We start from the raw sequence: 15058 nt of genomic DNA on the forward strand, positions 1-15058 counted from the left end.
GGTGTCGGCAGCGGTCAGCGGATCATGCCGGGCGGCAACTGGATACCCGGCGGGACCTCGATCTGGATCGGCTGCGGCAGGTTCAGATACCGCGGCCCGGGCGGCGCCGGCGGCGCCTCGGCGACAGTGGTCGGTTCGGGCTCCGACGTGACGACCGGGGCGACGGGCGTCGGGGACGGTGTGGTCGTGGTCGTCGGTGCCGTCGTCGTCGGCCTCGTCGTGGTGGGCGCCACGGTGGCCTCGGCGACCGCCGGTTCCCGCTGGCTGGTGGCGTCGTCTCCGCGGTCGAGGGTCAGCCCGATGGCCGCGACCACCAGCAGTCCGCTCGCTGCCGACCCGGCCAGCGCGAGCTGCCGCCGCGACGCGCCGCGCTGCCGCCGATGCGAGGCGACGGGGGCGACGTCGTTCCAGTTCGGTTCGGGCAGTTCGGGTTCGGGTGGCACTTCCACCGGCGTGGCCAGCAGGGCGGCGCCCTGCGCTGCAACCATCTCCGGCTCGGGCGGCAGGACGGTGGGCAACCCCAGCCAGCCCTGCAGGACGCCCTGGACGAGCGGGATGCGCGCGCCGCCGCCGAGCAGCACCAGCACGTCGGGATGGCGTCCGGAGGCGGTGATCACCTCGCGGGCCAGGCGGGCGGAGCTCTCGACCGGCACCCGGACGAGCGCCTCGAAGCGTTCCCGGTTGAGCAGGATCAGCCCGCCGTCGCCGGGCACGCACGCGGCGCCGCCGGTGGAGAGCTGTTCCTTCGCGGTGCGGCAGCGGGCGGTCAGTTCCGCGGCCGCCCAGGTGTCGACGGGACGTGTCAGGCCCCGCTCCCGCACCTGCTGCTCGGCGATCAACGCGTCGAAGACGTCGCCGCCGACCACGTCGCTGCGCTCGCACGCGATGACGCTGCGGGAGTACCGGTCGACGACGCTGATGGTGACGCCCGAACTGCCGAGGTCGTAGAGGACGAGGGTATGGGTGTCGGGGCCGAGCTGGCCGACACTCTCGAGCAGGGTGACCACGGCCGCCGACTCGGGCACCAGGTGATAGTTGTGCAGGCGCTGCCGCGCCATCGCGTCGTGCATCGCGTCGGCCTCGACGACGCTCCCGTATGCGACCGCGGTGGCCTCGAGGTTGCCGTGCCACTGATGTTCGAGCAGCACCCCGATGGACTGGGCGGCGACGTCTTCGACGGGACCGGACACGACCTCGACGGCCTGCTGGTCGAACCCCGCCGGCATGCCCGGCGGATTGTCGAAGCCGGACCGGGTGGCCATGCGGACAGCACTGGCCCCCACCGACACTCCCAGTACCGCACTCATCGAGTCGTCCTTGTCTGACGGTGTGCGCCCCCGATTGCGCGCACGCGAAACCCGGGGCAGCTTATCGAACCGTCGCCTCGGCACCAGCCCCAGATTCGGGCAGATCAGACTCGGCGGGGACGGCTCACGCCACCCACTTCATTAACCGTTCGTTAGCCATTGCATCCGTGGCCGAGCCCGGAACGGCACCGGCCGCCGACGGGCTCGAGCGTGCGACCAGGTACACACCTGGACGGTGCCGCCTCGCGCCCTTCCGTCGCGGGAGGTGTCGCCACGAGTTGCCCGAAGCTTCGACTCGAATTCGACGTGACTCCGGGCACGCCCGGCGAATCCCGAACTTCGGGCCGGCGTCTTCACACCTGCGCGGATCCGCATGGCGCGAGCGGCTACGGCGTCGGGGCCTTCGCGAAGTTCAGGTACGCCTTCGACGGCGTCGGACCGCGCTGGCCCTGATACTTCGAGCCGACGGCAGCGCTGCCGTACGGGTTCTCCGCCGGGCTCGTCAGCCGGAACAGGCACAGCTGGCCGATCTTCATCCCCGGCCACAAGGTGATCGGCAGGTTCGCCACGTTCGACAGCTCGAGGGTGATGTGCCCGTTGAAGCCGGGATCGATGAACCCGGCCGTCGAGTGGGTGAGCAAACCGAGACGACCGAGGCTGGACTTACCCTCCAGGCGGCCCGCGAGGTCGTCCGGCAGAGAACAGAACTCGAGGGTCGACCCGAGCACGAACTCGCCCGGATGCAGCACGAACGGCTCCCCCTCCGCCGGCTCGACCAGGCTGGTCAGCTCGTCCTGCTGCTGCGCCGGGTCGATGTGCGTGTACTTCGTGTTGTTGAAGACCCGGAACAGGCGATCCAACCGGACGTCCACACTCGACGGCTGCACCATCGACTCGTCGAACGGATCGATGCCCAGACGGCCACTGGAGATGGAGGAACGGATGTCACGATCGGAGAGAAGCACGATCTAGAGGGTAGACGCACGAACATCGGGACGTCTGCTAGAGTTGCCGCTCGCAGGGTGTTACACCGCCGATTCGGCGGAAATGCCCAGCGTGCCGATGTAGTTCAATGGTAGAACATCAGCTTCCCAAGCTGAATACGCGGGTTCGATTCCCGTCATCGGCTCTCTCTGTCTCTCTCTTCAACTGAAGGCCCTGGCCAGCGCAGCGCGCAGCCGGGGCCTTCGTCATCCCTGGGTGGCCCGTACCTCGGTGGTACCTCCGGCCGACTCCAGACCGCTGCGCTGCTGACGCAGGCCGTGCATGTCGCAGTCGTCGGATGACATACTCACCTGAGATAGTGGCTGCCGCACAAACTCAGAGGTGGACGTTGCTCGACAAGAAGACCCGCGTGAGCCTCGTGCTTGAGATCGCCAGTCAACTAGACTCCGCAGACTTGCGCCGGGATCACGCGAACATCATCCTTCAGACGTATGGTGTCCAACCCTTGGACGACGACCACTTCGGTCAGACAACGGCCGAGACAGTCAACACCGCCACAGACGAACAGCTCATCGAGCTGGCGGAGCACTTCGAGATCGAGGCTCCTAGCGACGCGCCAGCAGCAGCCGTGACGTCCACTGTGAAGAGTGCGCAACCCCTGTTCGTTTTTGCCTCTCACCTCGCGCAACAAAGGGCGCTGGTCCACAACGTCGCGACCGCGCTAGATGCATATGGAATCACTTTGTTCGTCGCGCATGACTCGATCACGGTGGATTCTCAGTGGCACACAGAAATTGAGAAGGCACTCGACCGCGCCGACGCCGGACTGGTGTTCCTTCACAGCGGCTTCCAGCAAAGCGCATGGTGCGATCAAGAAGTCGGCTGGTTGCTCGGCCGACGTGTGCCGGTGATGGCGCTTAGGTACGACGTCGATCCGTATGGGCCGCTGGGCAAGCACCAGGCGCAGGTCGTACGAAACCAGACCCCCGCGGACGTGGCCGAGCAGACCGTCGATCGCGTCCTGGCAAAACCTGAGCTTGCCCCCGCACTCGCCGCGTCCCTGATCGTCGCGATGGAGCGATCGGGAAGCTTCGCAACGACGGACGCCATCTGGAAGCGCCTTCGTGAACTTCGGACCCTGGACGCAGACCAGTGCGCCCAGTTGCTCCAGGCCTCGAAGTCAAACAACCAAATTCATTGGGCAGGATCAGCACTGGACGAGACTTCGTATCCACGCGCGATAGTGAGTTTTCTGCGCAACCAGCCTGGACGGGAAGTCATTGCAGCAGATATCGATGCCTACGAAAAGTACCTGGACGAAAAGGACGCGGAGGACAGGCGCCGATCGGAAGAAGTCGTTGCCCAGCTAGATTCGTAGCAGTAAGGACCGTTCAATACCCCTAACCCGGTAGTCCTCACACGACAGCGCGGCCGCCATCCTCCCCGGAGCCCGCTGCAGTGACGCCCCTAAGGTGCAATTCCTCTGCCGAACCGTCGTGGGATTCCGGCTTGGTCGTTACCTGGGACGACGTAGGACATGCCAGGGCGGTTCTTCAATCGCTCCGGGCCTTCGTCCATCAGCGCCTGACGCACCCTAGACTCGGCGGTATCAATTTCTTTCAGAACCGCGTTGTACAAATTTCTAGCGAGTTCCCGACACGTATGAGCCAACTCAACACCGATTGGCAACCCGGTGCCGGTCATGAAACCAACCGCCACACTAGGATTTTCCGGATCAGATGAGTCCACCATCCCACCGACCATTACGAATTCGAAAGGGCTAATTGAATGTGCTATATGCTTGTCACGCATATTCTTGATATAGTCATGAATTTCGCGTGCTGCGCCTGGCTGAGATTGATCTAAGGTATCCAGAATTGCTAGATCGAGTCCGCCGCGCACTCCAGTGCCAAAGCATCGGGAGTACGCAATTGCCGCGGCCGAGAAGTAAGCCAGAGCCGGCGCATGATCTTCCCGCTCGGGCTCTTCGAGACATTTCTTGAGGTTGTCGAAACACTCTGCGGCAAACTTAAGGTCGATTGATACGCCGATGAGGTTGTAAAGTTCAGTAACGTGAGGAATGTCCTCAATATTCACCAACTGCGTCCATTGGCCGCCATTCTCGTCCGTCGTATCAGCTTCCTCGACAGCAGTATCGTTCACCACAACGCTCAAGGTAACAACACGCAGTCAGATCTAGACCGTGACACGCCATCCTGCTCCCGCCGATGCCGAGATTCCACAGATGACGCCCCCGCGCGCTAACCAGTCGCGCCTCGGCGGATCGGCAGTACGTTCCCAGTACTCACCTGAGGAATGGCCGTACCCATCGCTCCGAGCGCGGCCATAGCGTCGGCGTGGTCGTCCTCGAACAGGTGCGCGTAGACGCTGAAGGTGGTGGTCACCTTGGCGTGGCCCATGAACCGCGCCAGCTCCAGCGGCGGGATGCCCGCAGCCACGCAGAGCGAGGCGTAGGTGTGCCTGAGAGAGTGAAAGCGGCAGGCTGGCGGGAGCTTCGCGGTGCCCTGCTCGGCGGCAATCCGGTTCGCCCTGAGCGCCGCTGGCCGATAGACCGCCTTGTAGAACGTCTGATGCCGCAGCGGTGCATCCCAGGCCAACGTCAGCCGGGCTTCGGCTTCGTACACGGTGCGCGCGGCCAAGGCGTCTTCGGCCTTGGGGACGATCCGCTTACCGCTGGCGTCGGTGGCCTTCACGCCGGTGGGCTTCTGCGCAACCAGCCGCATCGCCGGGAACAGCGGTGCCGTGGGCTCGTCGGCGCGGGGATGCCGTGCTAGGTAGTCGCGCAGCAGCTCCACCGTCGCGGGGGTGAGCGGGACTCGTCGCCGGCTCCCCCGAGTCTTCGGGGTGTCGTACACCAGCGCGCCGTCCACCGTGATGATGGTCCGCTCCACACGCAGCGTGCCGGGCTTCGGGCGGGCGTTCGGGTTGAGCGCCCGCGCCGATAGTTCTACGTCGCCCACCTGCAACCCGGCCAGCTCAGCGGCACGCAGGCCCGCCCACGCCGCCACATGCACGTGCACGTTGTACGGCCAGGGCGTCGCGTTGGTCAGCGCGGAAACCTGTTCCGCCGTGAGGAACTGGCCGGGGCCGTCCACGACCCCGGGCGCTCCCCCGTGGGTGCTGTGCTCGCTGGGGAGCTTCACGTAGTCGGCGGGGTTCTCGGTCAGCCGCCCGTCCACCACGGCCTGTGCCAGCACCATCCTCACGACGAAGTAGGCGTGGCGCACGGTCGAAGGCTTCTTGCCCGCGGCAGTGAGAGCGCTCACCCACTCACTGATCTGCTGCCGGGTGATCGCGTTCAACGGGTAGCCGCCGAACGTCGCGTCGATGGATAGCCCACGTGTGGCGATCGGTCCTCTCGTCTTCGGCCGCAACAGATTCTCGTACTCCGCACGGGTGCGCGGCTTCAGATCGTGGCGGCTCTCCAGCCACTCCCCCGCTGCCGACGCGAAGGGCACCGCTCCGGCCTTGGCATCCCATGTCTGCCCGCGATTGGTGTTGTACTCAACCTCGGTCGCGTAGTCCTCGGCGGCCTTCTTCGTGGTGAACCCGCCCTTGCTGCGGCCCTTGCCGTCTGGCGTCCGGTACTTGACCACATATCGCACCGCGCCGCCCTTGGTGGTGCGCTTCTGCACGTGAGCCATCACGCCACCGCCTGACGAGCCAGCACGTCGCGCACCGTGGAGTAGTGCCACGTGTCGCCACCGCTGGGCGTGGGCACGCCCTCGTCCGTGAGCTGGGCTGCAATCGCCTTCGGCCCGAACCCTTCTGCATGGAGTACCTGGATGCGCCGCTCGACCTGCGGAGTGATCCGCCGGGGTCGGCCGAGGCGCTTGCCTTCACGACGAGCGCGGGCCAGACCCTCGCGGGTGCGCTCGCTGATCTTGCGGCGCTCCTCGGCAGCCACGGCCAGCCGCACATCCGCGACAAGGCGCTGGCTGGGCTCGCCGCTGTCGGCACCGTCGCAGTCCATCAGCCGCCACCCGTAGCGCTCCGCGCGCTTGAACAGCTTGGCTGAGTCCTCCTGGTCGCGGCTGGCACGGTCGAGTGCCCGCACCAGGAGCGCGTCAGCGACGCCGGTCTCAATCGCGGCGATGGCGACAGCCCGTCCGTGCATCAGGTCGGCCTTGGCGCCGCTGACGACGTCGGTCGTAACCGTCAGCAGGTCGTGCCCCTTCGCAGAGCACCAGTGCTCCAACGCTTCCCGCTGAACAGCGAGTCCGTACCCGTCGTCGCCCTGTTCCTTGGTGCTCACTCGCACGTACCCAATGACTCTCATACCCGTTGTCTCCCTTGCCCGTTTGGGGGCGGTAAACGCCAATGGGGCGTTTGGCGTTTACCACCCCACCACCGTACCTCGCACACCTGTTCGAATGACACTGCGTTATCGCAGGTCAGGTGCGCTTTCACCGCGCCTGCGGGCGGTGTTTTCGACTTCGGATTTGACGGCCCACTGGCGGGCGGGGCGGGCACTTACCCCACCCCGCCCGTCAAAGCCGCTGGAACGACGGCCAGCCCGGTCTAATGGCCGCCACGGCGGCGGGCCTGCGGGGCGGGCGGCGGCGTGGTGGCGCGTAGCTGGGCCAGGGCGTCCTCGATGGGGAGAAGTCCTCCCGCCTCGCTGGCCTGCGGATCGCCGGCGAACGGGGCAGGGTCGCGCGATTCCCGAACGTCCACCACCTCGGTGTCCTCGACGTAGGCGGCGTTCAGCTCGTCCGCCAGCCAACCGGGGAGCGGTGCATCCTCCGCGCCGCGCGGGACTCGGCCCGACTGCCGGTACCCATCGCCTGCGTGAGGATCGCTTCGTAGGCGGGCGTGGGGCCAACCTCCACGGAGACGGCGGTCTTCGCGCTGAGGCCCGCCCGATCCAGCGCGTCCTTGATCGCGGCCAGTTTCACCGCCGCCGGGGCGTCGTCGTCCACGGCGATCCGCAGCAACTCCTTCGTCATGCGGTCGGCGGCGTTCTCCAGACGCGCTCGGGCCTTGCGCTTTACGTGCGAGGCCGAGCCCCCGTGAGTGGCGCACACGGTGCCGCCCCGGATCGCCGTCTTGCGGCACGGTTCGCCGTTCGTCCTGTGCTCGGTGCAGATCCGCGACGGGTCCGGAGTCCGGCCGTCCTTCCGCAAGGGTTCCATAGGTGCCGGGCTCGAAGACTTCCCACGTCGATACCTCCTCACCACGTTCTACGAGCTGGGTTTTCCAGGAATTCGATCTGCTGTTCCAGTTCCTCCCAAGCTCCTGTCGCGCCCGCGGCGCGGGCACGGGTTAGGTGGTGACGAGCGTCGTGCACCTGGTCACGGACGGTCGGTGCAGGGGGCTCACCTCCGGCCTGCGGCTGAATGCATGGTGTACGCCGTTACGCTCCACCGCATGACAGACGGCGATTTGAAGGTATTTACGAGCTGGTCGGGCGAGTTCGCGCGTGACATCACCCGGGTGATCCGGAACTGGCTCCCCCAAATGCTCGACAGGGTGGACCCGTGGATGTCGGACGTCGACATTCAAGCTGGCACACGGGCGCTTCAGGTCATCGAAGACAAACTCAATGAGAGCGAGTTTGGGATCATCGTCGTCACAACTGCGAATCAGCACAGCACTTGGTTGAATTTCGAGGCAGGAGCACTCTCGAAACGATTTGAGGGCAGGGCCTCACGTGTCGTACCGGTGCTAGTGAATTTCGATTCGTTCTACGAGATCGAGGGCCCAATTCGTCAGTTCCAGGGCGTCATGTTGACCAAGAAGCCCACCGCGGACGACGGAGGGCCGGTGGCAAAACGCATCGTGAACAAGGACGGTGTGCGCGAATTGTTGAAGGCGGTGAGCGATGTTGCGGGGACCAAGTGGCCCATGGTTGAAGCGCGTTTCGAGTGGTCGTGGTCCGGATTCGAGTCAAAGGTCAACGAGGTAATCGAACGGGCCGGAAAGCAGCCGACCCCGCCCGCGGTCTCCGTTGAGTCCCTGATGGCGGAACTCCTCGACCGAATGACACTCCTGGAGACTGGCCGGGAGACCTCGATCTCGCGTCTGGAAGGGTGGCCAGCCCATGCCGATCGGCACAAGCGTGAAAGACAGCTCGCACGAGCTCGTGAGGCTCGAATTATGGTCGATAAGACGCTGACGCATTATGGACTCGAAGGCACCGCGTACTCGATTAGACGGTCCCCAGATGGCAGCCTGACGGTGCTGCTCAGCTTCCCCTCGGGTGCTCGCAAGGTTGTACACGATGTGGCGAGTGCGCTTGAGGGGTACGACTTCAGCGTGGAGTGGAACTACTTGCCGACCGCGGAGGATGAATAGCACGTGCGGCGGGTCACCGCGACTCTTGAAAGCTCTGCATGCGCGGTTCTCGGCACCGTCGCATTCCTCGTCATCCACATTTCGATCCAGCCCTCTGACCTGAGGTGGCGCGCCCGCACGCAAGATGGCCCACGTATACCGCCGGTAGAGTTGTAGCTGACGTTCCACTCCACTGGCTTGTGCTCCCGGCTAGCGCCCTCGCCCTACGCGCGAAACTTCCTATGCTCTGATGTGTGGATACAGCACAACTCGCGCTGGCAGTGGCCGGCACTTCACTTGCGTGGAACATCATCTCTACTGTCGTCACATGGAGGCGCGCGGGGGCTCGGGTGCGCGCCACCTACGACGGCGTCACATACGGCGTCGACAACGACAGCTACGTGATTGGCCGGCTCCACGTTTCGCTTGTCAATACGGGGGCTCGGGACGTTTCAGTGACGGGTTTGAAGCTGCTATTGGTTCCGTTCATCGCCGCGAATAGGTCGCAACAATCCCTCCTTGGCTGGTCGGCACGGCGCAATAAGGCAGCGCGGTTTGGACAAGCCCTGAGCAGCCGACGGTCTCACGAGAGCATGTCACGTGGATGGCTGAGCGGACCAGAGTTCCCAGTCACGATCGAGCCTCTCCACTCAGGCCAATGGGAAATCGACATGTCCTATCTCGCAGGGCTTGAAAACCGCGTCCCGCCATACACACTGACCTGTACCTTTACTCTGGGTAGCCAGAAGGACGTGCAGGTCGATATCCCAATGGCTCAACGGGACCATGCCAGCGCGATCGAGCTCACGAAAGAACGCGCCACGGGCCAACGCCGCCAAATCAAGCTTCAAACTGCGAAGCCCCCCGCTGCAGATCGCATGCGGTAGCACGTCGGGGCTCGAGCTGAACCGTCCCGGGTTTGATACCGATTCCTCCCAGAGCGAGGATTCAGTTCATTCCCAAGCGTTGCCCACACGGATCAACCCCATGCCGGGATATATCGGGTGGCGACCCGACGAAGGCAGACCGACCGAGCCACGCCTGGGATGCCCCGCGCGAGCAGGCCGGTCGGACAGCTTCACGCGCGGATCTTCGGCTGAAACAACGCGCACCGCCCGTTCGTAACGTGCTGCGTATCAACCGATCCGAACCAGAGGATGCGCCATGTCCTACACGTCACTGCTGATCACCGCCACTATCGCCATGCACACGAGCACCTGCGGCAACACGATCGATCTGGCCGCAGTGGGGGCCGACAGCGATCCGAACGATCCTCCGGCTTGGGAGACGGAGATCCCGGTGCTCGACCACCAGACGACGGCCTGGGGCCAGCCGCTCGGCGACGACATCCTGGCGGCGAACAGCTACCGGAGAGAAGGGCAATGGCGGTCCAGCACCGACCTCACCGGCTGCCCGTCGTGGACCACCGATGTCGTACACGAGTAATCGATCAGCTCTCCGGCCTCGTCGTACAGCACCGCGCCATCGCTAGTGTTCGCTTGTGACCAGTGAGCATGGCGACAGCGAGAACTACGTTCCACTTCCGAAGTGGAACAAGAACGACCGAATTGGAGACCGCTGGGTTCTGAAAAAGAAACTCGGCGGTGCCCATGTGTGGTCCATAGATAGCGTCATCCATCGACCCAGGCAACCTCCCGAACGCGCAGTAGCCAAACGCATGCGGCATGACGACGCCTCAGAAAATGCCCGGGAACGCTTCTTCAACGAGGTCAAAGGGTTGGAGGCGTTGGGGAACATCAAAGGCGTGGTTCCTCTCCTTGATCGGGAGCCTGGAGAGCGCTCCCGATGGTTCGTCATGCAGGCGGCGACGCCCCTGATAGACCACGTTCACGGCAAGAGTTTCCGCTCGTTGGTCAGATGGTTCGCTGAGTTGGCGGAGACCCTTGCTCAGCTCCACCATGACAAGGGGGTCACTCACCGCGACATCAAGCCGGACAACCTGTTCTGGCTTGACAACACACCCGCGTTTGGCGACTTCGGAATCGCAGGCTGGGAAGACCGTGTGAGACACACCCAAGAACTCAACAAGCTCGGGCCGTTCGCTTACCTAGCTCCCGAAGCACTGAACCCGAAACCCGCTACGTATTGGCCCGCTGCGGACGTGTACTCACTCGTAAAGACAATGTGGTCTCTGGCTGAATACCAGTACGAGTGCGCCTTGAGGGACGCGACCGGAGAGCTAGCAGATGTACCGATCCTGTTCCCACCACAGGGCGAGATGAACTCAACCACGGAGTGGGCCTATTCGTTCCGCCGCTTCTTCGGACCAGCGGGTTATCACCTCGACCCACTTCTCCGGGATGCCACATCGAACGATCCATTCCGAAGACCGACCGCACGGGATATTCGGGACGAATTCCGTGCCTGGCTTCGTTTGACGAAGGGCGTAGAGCCCGCGCCGTCTCCTCGCAACGTCTACGGAACATTGGTGAACAACGTCGAGCGGTTCAACCAGGCCAAAGCCCAGTACTTCACGACTCTTCAGTCGGAGATCAAGTCCGCACTTGAGAACGTGGACTTCGACTCAAGCGTCAACGTTGAGTGGCGTTTCGATCCCGATCATGAGGTCGATGGCCCAGCAGTCTTGGCGTCCCATGGCCGGAAGGTCGCCATTGATGATTGCGAAGAAGATGGCCCGCGCCCGCCCAACCCATGGGAAGGGGCATTGATTCTTCGACTCCTGCCAGACCAGGGAGACCTTCAGGCGATTGTCGGCGGCGTGATGGGGGACGACTCGGCCCGCCCGATGGTCGACCTAGTCGCGGAGGTCCAACGGACCGATTCCGAAGGAAGACGGAGTTTGGTCAGAGAGTGGACCAAGAACAACATCAACGCCGAAGGGCCTGTGATTGTCGAAGCACTCCGCGACATCCTTCAAGAAGTGACCGCTGAGATTCCTATCCCCCCAAGCACCTGGTGGACCAGCAGCAGGGTGCGCTAGGGATGCGGCTCGTCCCCCTCCCTCTCTCCATCCATCCACATCCATCGATCCAAGCCTCTCTTCTCTCTCTCGCTCCATCCATCGCCGCTCTTCAGCCCTTCTCCGGGCGCCCTCCCTCAGCTTGAAGCTGACGATCGCACCACCATGATGGGTGACGCGACGGTGGCGGCGGACACCTCCAACTGCTGGTGCACCTTCGCCGCGCACACCGACACAAGCCGGGCTGCCGACAGCAGAGCAGGAGCGAGATGGCCCCTGGGTACCAGTAACGGTTGATGCCGTGGGTTGATGCGCTCCCGGGGGCGCCGCGCGAGGCTCCGGTGCATGACTTCACAACTACCCCGAATATGGGCGCCGACAACGGTATACACGCTCGTCGTGTTTCTGGCCGGCGGCATTCTCGCCGCAACGCAGTCCGCGACCGGCCCCGATGCAGACTTGCCCGAATTGGTGCAGTTCGCACCCGCGGTCGCGGTGGGTGCGGTCCTGCTCGCATGGCGGGGCCGGCGGGTTGCGCCGCTCGAGGTGAGCCTGTGGCGGCCCGACGCAGTTCTGGCGGCCAGCGCCGCCGGATCGTTGCTGGTCGTCTTGGCCCTGCCTGCGGTGGTGGTGGTCGCGCTCGGTGGCCGCGTCAGCCTCTCCGCGGTGCACGCCGGGTCGGCGCCGATCGGGCTGCTCGTCCTCGCGCAGTGTGTCGGCGCCTGCGGCGAAGAGATCGGATGGCGCGGATTCCTGCAGCCCTACCTGCGTGGCAGATACTCCGTACTGGTCACCGGCGTGCTGGTCGGGACCGTCTGGGGTGTGTGGCATGTGGAGATCTTCATGGCCGGGATCGCGTATGCGGCCGCCTTCCTGATGGCGACGATTGCCATATCGGTGTTGTTGGCAGTTCTCTTGGACCCGTTCTGCAGCGGGAACCTACTCATCGCCACCCTGTTTCATGCCGTCGTCAACCTAGGGCTGCTCGCGTTCGGCGATATCGACGGTCGCGAGCCTCTTGTCTGGGCGTTGATGGCGCTCGGCGCGGCCGGCTCCGCCGCCGCGATCGCGGCGGTCACCTCCCGCTCCTCTCGACACGTCACGAGAACCGCTTGGCGATGGCCGAGACGATCTCGTCCGGTGCGTGTTCCTGAATAAAGTGCCGAGCACGGTGTAACTCGACGACGTCGAGATCGGCAAATGTGTCGCGTATACGCGGGATACACGCTTTCGGCCGGAAGATCGGGTCCCGCATCCCCCACACTGCCAGCGTCGGCTTGTCTCCCAGTAGGGCGGGTACGTCTCGGGCGAGACGGTCCAGCAGCGGGCGCGCGGCACGAATTTCCCTGGGCATGAACGTGAGACCGCGTCGCGCATCCTCGGTGGGTTGCACCAGGCGGTAGTGGTCGGCCTCCTCCTCGGTGAGCGTGCGCCCCAGTTCCCCGAGCAGGAACCGCTCCACAAGCAGGTTCTGCCCGACGATGCGGCGCTGCATGGGACGGCTGCTCATGATCACGCTGAATGCCCGATTGGCCAGTGCCTCGATCGGCCAGAACACCGTGTTGCCCAGCACGATTCCTCTGACACGATCCGCGCGCACGGTCGCCGCGCTCAGCCCGATGGGTCCACCCCAGTCGTGCCCCATCACGACGAAGCCGTCCAGTTGCAGGTGGTCGATCAGCTCACCCAGGACCGTCGAGTGCTCGGCGATCCTGTAGCCGAAATCCTCCGGCCGTTCGGACAAACCGAAGCCCAGGTGGTCCACCGCGATGCACCGATACCGGCCGCGCAATCCCTGCACGATGCGGCGGTAGAGGAAACTCCACGTCGGCGAGCCGTGACAGAACAGGATCGGCGGTCCGGATCCCTCATCGATGTAGTGAAGCCGACCGGCAGACGAGTCGAACCATCGCGACTCGAACGGGTACAGGGCCTCGTCTGGAACGAAATCGATCATCATTGGGCGCCCTCCTCGTCCGGACCATCTCTTCACGCCGCGCGACAGGCCCGGGGCGGCCGAATCCAGCCCCGCGGCAACCCGCACCTCCGACTGCGCTACATCTGTAGCGACGCCTCATCAGTACGCTACACCTGTAGCATCAGATTGTGTCTGCAGAAGCAAAAGGTGGCGATGAACGCCGAGAGCTGGTCGCGACCAGCGCTATCCGCATCATTTCCCGCGACGGGCTTCGCGCGCTCACGCACCGAGCCGTCGACCAGGAGGCCGGAATCCCGCAGGGATCGACGTCCCACCATGCACGAACCCGGCTCGCACTACTCGAACTCGTGGTCGACACACTCGCCGAGCGCGCGATAGCAGACGCCGAACGGGCCGCAGACGCACTGGGCACAACGTCGCAGGGCGAACGCCAGCTGAGCATCGCCGAGCTTGCCGGCGTCATCGCCACGCTCGTCGAGAGACTCGCGGAACGCCGCGACGACATGAAAGCCCGCTACGCACTCATCCTCGAACTCGATGACGCTCCTCTGCTGCAGCGGAAGCTGACGACACAGTCCGAAGTCCACGCGATCACCCGAGAGGTGACCTCGTCACTCCTCGCTGGCGCGGGTCTTCCCAATTCCGACGAACGGATCGAGGAGCTGATCTCGCTCACCGATTCCCTGGTCTTCACGCGAACGGTCATCCACGGGACCACTCCCTTGGAATCCATCCTCACTGCCTACCTGCGAGGTGTCGCACCGCTTCCAGCCAGTGCTACCGACAAGTCGTAAGGTCCGACGCCACCACGGGCCGACAGCCGGTCGTGTGAGCAGCGGCCGCCAAAGAATGTGATTGTCGACTGGGAACATAGCGAATCCACCTGCCTCAGCGGGTAAACCGCCATCGGTGAACACCCCTCTCTCTCGCGCGATGGTCCGGCGCCGTACGTTCGCGACCGCATTATCTCGAGTCCGATCGACATGAATGCGTTCAGCAGAAGACACCGAGAACCCTGCCGGTCGTCCGTCCCTGCTGTACCGTCGGCCACGGCCGCAACTGGCGCGGGTGGACAACCACCGGGGAGCGGCTGTTCACCGATTCGAGTGCCGCCCGCCTGGGTGCTCCTGTCAACGATGTCCTTACGAGGGAGTGTTGACGTGGAGCTTCGTTACGGGATCAATCCGCAGCAGCGTCGTGCCGATGTGGTGCCGATTCATGCCGGGCAGTGGCCGGTTCGGCTTCTCAACGGTGAGCCGTCGTACATCAACCTGCTCGATGCGCTCAATGCCTGGCAGCTGGTCAGCGAAGCGAGTGTGGCTCTCGGTAAGCCGGCTGCTACGTCGTTCAAGCACGTCTCGCCGGCGGGTGCCGCAGTGTCCGGACCTGTGGACGAGGTCGTCAGAGACCTGTACGCGCGGTCCGTCCGCCGTCTGCCCGATCCGGCGTCGGCCGTATCGGGGCTTTCGCTTCGGTGCGTAGCCACTCGGCGCGTTCCGCGGCGGTCAGTACACCGGACGGCGCGCGCCACACCGCGCCGCACACGTTCGCAAGGCGACGAAGCATGACGCGTTCCGATTCATTCGTATGTCCCGAACGTCCGAGTACCTGTTTGACGCCTACCGAAAC

At 64.4% G+C, this 15058-nt stretch carries 16 protein-coding genes, 1 tRNA gene and 1 riboswitch; of the genes, 9 read left to right on the forward strand and 8 right to left on the reverse strand.

What is annotated here, in order from left to right; translation table 11 throughout:
- Positions 1-14: 14 nt before the first annotated feature.
- Both ACWDU4_RS11045 and dcd read right to left on the reverse strand, forming a co-directional pair.
- The gene (locus tag ACWDU4_RS11045) at positions 15-1307 is read right to left on the reverse strand and encodes an Hsp70 family protein (RefSeq protein ID WP_450113942.1); all 1293 of its coding nucleotides are present in this window, start codon (positions 1305-1307) and stop codon (positions 15-17) included.
- 386 nt (positions 1308-1693) lie between these two features.
- A complete protein-coding gene (dcd, locus tag ACWDU4_RS11050) occupies positions 1694-2272 on the reverse strand; it encodes a dCTP deaminase (RefSeq protein ID WP_450113943.1) in 579 nt (192 codons plus the stop codon).
- 93 nt (positions 2273-2365) lie between these two features.
- On the opposite strand from dcd, the gene ACWDU4_RS11055 reads away from it, so the two are divergent.
- Both ACWDU4_RS11055 and ACWDU4_RS11060 read left to right on the forward strand, forming a co-directional pair.
- Positions 2366-2436 (forward strand) — tRNA-Gly (locus tag ACWDU4_RS11055).
- A gap of 204 nt (positions 2437-2640) precedes the next feature.
- Complete coding sequence (locus ACWDU4_RS11060; protein WP_450113944.1) at positions 2641-3630, forward strand: toll/interleukin-1 receptor domain-containing protein; 990 nt, start codon at positions 2641-2643, stop codon at positions 3628-3630.
- Positions 3631-3719: 89 nt separating this feature from the next.
- On the opposite strand, the gene ACWDU4_RS11065 is transcribed toward ACWDU4_RS11060, so the two are convergent.
- The 5 genes from ACWDU4_RS11065 to ACWDU4_RS11085 all read right to left on the reverse strand — a co-directional run bounded on the left by ACWDU4_RS11065 (position 3720) and on the right by ACWDU4_RS11085 (position 7222).
- Entirely contained in the window at positions 3720-4418 is a 699-nt protein-coding gene (locus tag ACWDU4_RS11065) for a hypothetical protein (protein ID WP_450113945.1), read from the reverse strand.
- 95 nt (positions 4419-4513) lie between these two features.
- Positions 4514-5917 (reverse strand): tyrosine-type recombinase/integrase, encoded by a 1404-nt coding sequence (locus ACWDU4_RS11070; RefSeq protein WP_450113946.1) that lies wholly within the window; start codon positions 5915-5917, stop codon positions 4514-4516.
- Positions 5917-6552 carry a recombinase family protein gene (locus ACWDU4_RS11075; protein WP_450113947.1) on the reverse strand — a complete coding sequence of 212 codons (636 nt, stop codon included), beginning with the start codon at positions 6550-6552 and terminating at the stop codon, positions 5917-5919. The genes ACWDU4_RS11070 and ACWDU4_RS11075 overlap by 1 nt, the downstream gene beginning before the upstream one ends.
- Positions 6553-6794: 242 nt before the next feature.
- A complete protein-coding gene (locus tag ACWDU4_RS11080) occupies positions 6795-6950 on the reverse strand; it encodes a hypothetical protein (protein WP_450113948.1) in 156 nt (51 codons plus the stop codon).
- 29 nt (positions 6951-6979) lie between these two features.
- On the reverse strand, positions 6980-7222 hold the full coding sequence (locus ACWDU4_RS11085; protein ID WP_450113949.1) for a hypothetical protein: 243 nt from the start codon (positions 7220-7222) through the stop codon (positions 6980-6982).
- 421 nt (positions 7223-7643) lie between these two features.
- Between ACWDU4_RS11085 and ACWDU4_RS11090 the strand changes: the two genes are divergently transcribed.
- The 5 genes from ACWDU4_RS11090 to ACWDU4_RS11110 all read left to right on the forward strand — a co-directional run bounded on the left by ACWDU4_RS11090 (position 7644) and on the right by ACWDU4_RS11110 (position 12648).
- Positions 7644-8570, forward strand: coding sequence for a TIR domain-containing protein (locus ACWDU4_RS11090; protein WP_450113950.1), 927 nt, complete (start codon positions 7644-7646; stop codon positions 8568-8570).
- Between the two features lie 233 nt (positions 8571-8803).
- Positions 8804-9436: a hypothetical protein gene (locus ACWDU4_RS11095; RefSeq protein ID WP_450113951.1), complete on the forward strand. Its 633-nt coding sequence runs from the start codon at positions 8804-8806 to the stop codon at positions 9434-9436.
- A 277-nt stretch (positions 9437-9713) separates the two neighbouring features.
- Positions 9714-9995, forward strand: coding sequence for a hypothetical protein (locus ACWDU4_RS11100; protein WP_450113952.1), 282 nt, complete (start codon positions 9714-9716; stop codon positions 9993-9995).
- A gap of 55 nt (positions 9996-10050) precedes the next feature.
- Positions 10051-11511 carry a protein kinase domain-containing protein gene (locus ACWDU4_RS11105; protein ID WP_450113953.1) on the forward strand — a complete coding sequence of 487 codons (1461 nt, stop codon included), beginning with the start codon at positions 10051-10053 and terminating at the stop codon, positions 11509-11511.
- Between the two features lie 378 nt (positions 11512-11889).
- A complete protein-coding gene (locus tag ACWDU4_RS11110) occupies positions 11890-12648 on the forward strand; it encodes a CPBP family intramembrane glutamic endopeptidase (RefSeq protein WP_450113954.1) in 759 nt (252 codons plus the stop codon).
- On the opposite strand, the gene ACWDU4_RS11115 is transcribed toward ACWDU4_RS11110, so the two are convergent.
- Positions 12590-13450: a haloalkane dehalogenase gene (locus ACWDU4_RS11115; protein ID WP_450114048.1), complete on the reverse strand. Its 861-nt coding sequence runs from the start codon at positions 13448-13450 to the stop codon at positions 12590-12592. The genes ACWDU4_RS11110 and ACWDU4_RS11115 overlap by 59 nt on opposite strands.
- Positions 13451-13596: 146 nt before the next feature.
- On the opposite strand from ACWDU4_RS11115, the gene ACWDU4_RS11120 reads away from it, so the two are divergent.
- Both ACWDU4_RS11120 and ACWDU4_RS11125 read left to right on the forward strand, forming a co-directional pair.
- Positions 13597-14223 (forward strand): TetR/AcrR family transcriptional regulator, encoded by a 627-nt coding sequence (locus ACWDU4_RS11120; protein WP_450113955.1) that lies wholly within the window; start codon positions 13597-13599, stop codon positions 14221-14223.
- A 251-nt stretch (positions 14224-14474) separates the two neighbouring features.
- Positions 14475-14559, forward strand: a riboswitch (ZMP/ZTP riboswitch).
- Between the two features lie 6 nt (positions 14560-14565).
- Positions 14566-14997 carry a hypothetical protein gene (locus ACWDU4_RS11125; RefSeq protein WP_450114049.1) on the forward strand — a complete coding sequence of 144 codons (432 nt, stop codon included), beginning with the start codon at positions 14566-14568 and terminating at the stop codon, positions 14995-14997.
- Positions 14998-15058: the final 61 nt, after the last annotated feature.

It is taken from the genome of Rhodococcus sp. NPDC003348 (genome assembly GCF_053589375.1).